The sequence below is a fragment of the Pseudomonadota bacterium genome, assembly GCA_011049115.1.
In the GTDB taxonomy this organism is placed as follows: Bacteria; Desulfobacterota; Anaeroferrophillalia; order Anaeroferrophillales; family Tharpellaceae; genus DSCM01.
The window spans coordinates 1-5,614 of sequence record DSCM01000021.1 but is presented as its reverse complement, the minus strand read 5'-3'; the positions used below and the strand labels follow the sequence as shown (position 1 = coordinate 5,614).

The 5,614-nt window shown below is 56.9% G+C and carries 5 protein-coding genes; 3 read left to right on the top strand and 2 right to left on the bottom strand.

Annotated elements, in window-relative coordinates; translation table 11 throughout:
• Window positions 1–30: 30 nt before the first annotated feature.
• From ENN66_01750 to ENN66_01740, 3 genes are all read left to right on the top strand, one after another.
• Complete coding sequence (locus ENN66_01750; protein HDS15344.1) at window positions 31–399, top strand: DUF2149 domain-containing protein; 369 nt, start codon at window positions 31–33, stop codon at window positions 397–399.
• A gap of 363 nt (window positions 400–762) precedes the next feature.
• Window positions 763–2,868, top strand: a complete 2,106-nt coding sequence (locus tag ENN66_01745; protein HDS15343.1) for an adenosylcobinamide amidohydrolase — start codon at window positions 763–765, stop codon at window positions 2,866–2,868.
• Window positions 2,855–4,729 (top strand): TonB-dependent receptor, encoded by a 1,875-nt coding sequence (locus tag ENN66_01740; protein HDS15342.1) that lies wholly within the window; start codon window positions 2,855–2,857, stop codon window positions 4,727–4,729. Before ENN66_01745 ends, ENN66_01740 begins: the two co-directional genes overlap by 14 nt.
• Window positions 4,730–4,771: 42 nt before the next feature.
• Here the strand turns inward: ENN66_01740 and ENN66_01735 are convergent, their stop codons facing one another.
• Together ENN66_01735 and ENN66_01730 are read right to left on the bottom strand one after the other, a co-directional pair.
• Window positions 4,772–5,188, bottom strand: coding sequence for a hypothetical protein (locus ENN66_01735; GenBank protein ID HDS15341.1), 417 nt, complete (start codon window positions 5,186–5,188; stop codon window positions 4,772–4,774).
• A 68-nt stretch (window positions 5,189–5,256) separates the two neighbouring features.
• Window positions 5,257–5,547, bottom strand: coding sequence for a hypothetical protein (locus ENN66_01730; protein HDS15340.1), 291 nt, complete (start codon window positions 5,545–5,547; stop codon window positions 5,257–5,259).
• Window positions 5,548–5,614: the final 67 nt, after the last annotated feature.

Below are 5,614 nucleotides of genomic sequence, written 5' to 3'. Positions count from 1 at the left end.
TGCCGGCAGAAAGCGCGGCGGAGAATGGTTATGAAGTATTTGCAGCAGCGGCGCAGTAGCCGTAAAGGCCGGGCCTTCGGCAGCCAAGCCTTCAGTGACGACGATCCCATGACCGGGGTCGCCAATCTCTTCGACATCGGCCTGGAGTTTATCGTTGGTCTGCTGATGATCCTGTTTTCGGCCTACCGTCTGCAGGATCTTTTTGATCAGAATTCAGAGATGACGATCATGAAACAGCAGACCGACGGCAGCATGGAGATTATCATCAAAGAGGGTGCCAGAATCAAGGCCACGCGCATTACCTGGGAAGCCGCCGGCGGCCGGGGCAATCGTCTCGGCGTGGCTTATCGTCTGGAAGACGGCAGCATGCTGTACGTCCCGGATGAAGGAGACAAATAGCCAAAAAGACAGATGAAGTGGTTATTTTTTTCGGTTGTTCGGAGGAAATTAAAGTCATAGAATCAACCTATGCCGATGAACTGGTTTCGATAACGGACGGGGATGTCACGTTCTTTTAGGCGTTAAGGTAAACGGCAAATGGCGAATTCATGGTCCTGGAAATTTCAAGGTATGGTTTCCGAGCGACGTTGATCGCCCAAGCTGAGACAGAATTTTCATGGCGAGTTTGAAGATCAGTGGGTTGATATTGGCTTTACAGTGGAGCATGGAGAAATAGTTGAAAAACTATTGGGCTCGATAGGTTTGATCAAACAGGCTTGAACGCCGAACCAGGCTTTTGAGTGAAAAGGAGGAGAATCTGCTGTGCGATTTTTTCAAAAATACACGAACCCGAATGGTGGAAACAAGTTCCGGCTTAAAGTCGCCCGGCGTCTGTTGTTGCTATGTGTGATCTTGGCCATAACCGGCCGCGGCCTGGCCGTGGTTGCAAGCGCACCTGAAACCGGGGCCTTGATCACGGTTAGCGACGATAGCGGCCAGTGGCTGAAATTTACGGCGCCGCCGCAGCGGGTGGTTTGTCTGTCGCCGACGGCGACCGAAATCATTTTTGCCCTGGAGGCCGATAAGGCGCTGGTCGGTCTGACCCACCATGACGGCGGCCTGCCCGGGGCTGCGGGCCGGGCCGTCGTCGGCGGTTTTTTCTCGCCGGACGGCCGCCGGGTAGCGGACTTAAAGCCCGATCTGGTGATCGCCGCGCCGCGTCATCGAGAGATACTGGCTCGGTACTTGGCCGCTACGGTGCCGGTGCTCTATCTACGGGCGCAGACCATGGCCGACGGTTTTCGCCATATGGAACTACTGGGCGAACTTTTCCAATGTCGGCCGGTGGCGGCCGTTTTGGCGGCCGAAAACCGTGCTCAATTGCAACTGGTTGCCCGGAAAGTTGCGAAAATCCCCCTGGAAAAACGGAAAAGAGTACTGCGTTTTATGCGCTTTTCTCAAGACGGAGAACGGTTGCAGACTCCGGGATCAGATTCATTCCAGACCGAACTGATCCGCGCCGCCGGCGGTATCGCGCCTGATTTCGGCAAAACTGGGGCGGTGGTGCCGGTGAGCCTGTCGGAATTCAGAGAATTCGACCCTGAGGTGATCTACGGCTGCGGCGGTGATCGGGAGGCGGCCGACAGTTTGCTGACGCGGGCCGGCTGGCAGGAGGTGACGGCTGTACGGGAAGACCGTATGCTCTGGTTTCCCTGTGAACTGACCTGCCGGGCCGGTGCCCATATGGGCTATTTCGTCTCCTGGCTGGCGGCCCGGTTGTATACGGCTGAATTTGCCCGGGCTGAGAATGAGCTGTTGCGGCGCCGGGTGACCGCATCCCGGCCGCTTGATCTGGAGCTTGATTATGTGCGCCGGATCGAAATCGTCGAAAGCACGATTCACGATTTCGTCAACCGCAGCCTGTTGCTGGAATTTAGTGAGCCGGTAAGCGTGGTTTCGACCCTCGAAGGACAGCGCGACGGGATCAGGGTGGTCGGCAACCATTATTCCTCGGCGCCCTGCTGGCCGATTAACCACGGCCTCGGCCTGTCGGCCCTGCGGCGCGAAACTTTTCCGGTGCTGGGTCTGAACGAAGCCGACAGCTCGTTGTTGTTTACCGGCGCCGACATGAACAACCTGGCCATCAAATGGGAAAACTATAAAGATCTTAAGGTCTGTGCCCTGGTGACTGCCGGGGTTCGCGGCAATGCCTTGCGCATGGGGCGGGATACCGGTTTCTGGTACGAACCCGGCACTATCAACATGATTATCCTGGCCAACGCCGAACTCAGTTCGCGGGCCATGACCCGGGCGATTATCTCGGCTACCGAGGCCAAAAGCGCCGTTCTCCAGGATCTCGATGTCCGCAGTACGCCGCAGCCCCATTTAGCCGCTACCGGGACTGGTACCGATAATATTATCGTGGTCTCCGGCCGGGGTGAAATTAAATTAGAGGCCACCGGCGGCCACAGTAAAATGGGTGAATTAATCGCCCGCGCCGTTTACGCCGGCGTCCGCGAGGCGATCAGCAAGCAGAACGGCCTGGTCGGCGGCCGCAATATCTTTCTGCGCCTGGCGGAACGCGACCTCGCCATCTTCCACCTGGTCCGGCAGGCCCGGCCCACGGCCCCGTTGGCTGCCAGGCAGAAGTTTGCGGCCGGACTCGAGCTTCTTCTGCTCGAGCCGGCCAATGCCGGTTTGCTGGAATGCGCGCTGGCCCTGGCCGACGCTCAGGAGCGCGGTACGGTGCATGACTTAAGTGCCTTTGAGGCCGCCTGCCGGGCGACCGCCGCTCGGATTGCCGGACGGCCGCTGGCTCAGCTGATGCCGGTTTTTAGCGCTAACACCTTGTCGGAGCCCATTAGCCTGGCCCTCAACGCTTTGGCCACCGGCCTTGAAGAAAGGGGTGGGTCTGATGGGATTGATTAAACCTTTCCTGCTGACGCTATTTGTTTTTGTTCTCACCCCGGCCCTGGTTGTTGCGGCCGATCACGGCCACGGCGGCGATCTCGATCTGGGGGCTATGGTGGTGACCGCCGAACGGATCGACGAATATGTCCGCAACCATCCGCAGCAGGTCGAGCGCCTTGATGATGCCGAAATCCGGAGCCGCAACATGCTTAGTGTCGAAGAGGCCCTGGGCGTCATGCCCGGGGTCGAGGTCAAGCGCAGTGCCGGGGTCGGCTCGCGGATTTCGATCCGTGGTTCAGGTAAGTCCGGCGGGGTTCTGGTGCTGTTCAACGGCCGGCCCCTGAACAGCAACCAGTACGGCGGGGTCGATTTGTCGGCGATTCCGGTAGAAATTGTCGGCTCGATTACGGTTTTCAAGCCGCCGGTGCCGGTCTGGCTGGGTCCCGGCGGCAGTGATGGGATTATCAATATCACCACGGCGGCAGCGGATCCAGGTCGCCCGCGTGACTCGGCCCCGGCCACCCGTTTAAGATTGGCCGGCGGCAGCTACGGTCTGGCTCAGGGCAGTGTCAGCCATCGCCGGCCGCTGGCTCAGGGCAGTGTGATGCTCAGCGCCAACGGCAGCCATCGTGACGGCAAACGGCAAAATAACGACCGCGACAGCGGCGGTTGTACCCTACACTGGGATCGCGATCTGGGCGGCGGCCGGCGTCTGGAAATCGACGGGCGTGGTTATCTGGCCGAAAACGGCTCGCCCGGGCCCCTCGATAATTCGACCCCTGATGCCCGGCAGCGCTATCGTAAGACCAGTTTCGATTCCCGTTTCAGTGGTCTCTTCGGCGGGGCGGCGGATTATTCACTGAACTTATACGGGGACTGGATCAATCTTGAGGACCGCAGCCAGAGTGGCTACACCGCAAGTCTCGATGATTGCAAGTTGGGGCTGAAAGGGGAAAGCAGCTGGGAGGCTGGTGACGGAGCCTGGAGCCTGCGTTTCAGCGGTATCTGCGAGCGCGATGAAATTGACCATTCCCTTTCCGGTGAACATCATCGGGTCACGGCCGGGCTCGGCGCCCAACTCGATCGTCGATTCGGGGCCTGGGTTTTGACCGGGGGGCTGCGTTGCGATCGCAGCAGTGATTTTGACTATGGCCCCGGGCTTTCGTCCGGTTTGAGCTGGAGCATCGGCCAGGGCTGGATGGCTAAATTGAACGCCGGCTACAGCGTCAAGATCCCTTCTTTCGGCCAGTTGTTTCAACCCAGCCACGGTAGTATCGATCAGGTGCGAGGTAATCCTGACCTTGACGAAGAGCGTATCTGGTCCTGGGATGCCGCGTTCGAGTATCGCCGGGATCAGGAGCATCGCCTGCAGGTGACTCTGTTCCGGGTCGATACCGACGACGCGATTGTCTACTTTCGTGATGAGCGGCTGATTTTTCAACCCGTCAATGCCGACCGCTGTTGGCGGCACGGCCTTGAATTAACGGCCAAATGGGCTCTCGGAACCAACCTGTCGTTTGACGGCAGTGTTATCATTCAGGATTCTGAGATCAAAGACCATGGCGGCGAGCTGCCCTATACCCCAAGGGTCAAGATCGATCTGACCTTCAGCGCCCGGCCCCCGCTTGCCGGCCTGCGCTGGGAAACCACGCTCCGCTACTGTTCGCGCCAATACAGTGAGTCGGAAAATGATCCTGCTCAGCGGCTGGATGACTATCTGACGGTTGATCTCAAGTCCGTTTATCCTTTAAAGTTGCAAGGCCTGACGGCGGAATGGTTTGTCACCGTCGAGAACCTTTTCGATGCCGATTTTGAGATCCATTACGGTTACCCCGACGACGGCCTGCGGGCCCTGACCGGGTTGAATCTGACTTTTTAAAATTCGACGTTTCAGCCGCTTCCCTTTCCCGAGGAAAGTTTTTTATTTTTGGGCGAAGGGGGAGTAAGGAAGGAGATTCCAGCTATGTATATCTCCGAGGGGGCTGCCGGTACCGGCCGGAGGTGCCGTGTTCACCCTGGCCGGCACCTCCATCGGCCTGCGGAAGACGGATTGTGACCGCTGAATGCAGAGCATGGCTGATGGCGATCTTATATTGGTGTTGATTTCGACCTTGCCTTCACTGAGAATCTCCAGCGCACGTTTTTCTCCAAACTGCGCCGCTATCTGATCCCAAAGTGTGGAATTGTGGATCTCTTTCTGAACCTGGCGGGTGAACACCACGGAAGCTATGTCGGAAAAGCTTTGCTGAGACATTTTCCGCAACTGTTTAAGACGTTTTCCCTTGCCCATGTCTGCAATCTGCTTCCTGCCGCGAAACAGCATTTGTCCAACGGCCATGCTTTCCGGCTTGTGGGGAGCGGAGCGTAACACGAGTCCGCGTAAAGCATGTGGTTAAGCGTTTTCCCTTATTTGACTTGCGGCTTGTAAAACGACCCACTTTCTGATCTTTTCTTTGTGAGTTCTTCGATTCCCAGTACTGATCTAATTTTTCCTTTTACTTTTTCGATTGCGATATCCTGGTCAACCTCACTATTTTTATCGAAAATGTCTCCAAGTATTCGCTCAAAAATACGGTATGATTCATCAAATGCGTTTCTACGCCTTTCTTGTTCTTTATCAATGTTGGCAGTCGATTCAGCGTAACCACGTTTCGTTGCCATAGAACGCAAAGCCGCTTCAAATTTTTTTAATTCCAATGCGATCTCGGAAGTTATCCAAGCTTCATAGTCGAGGTGCACTTGATAAAGACGATACGAATTATCC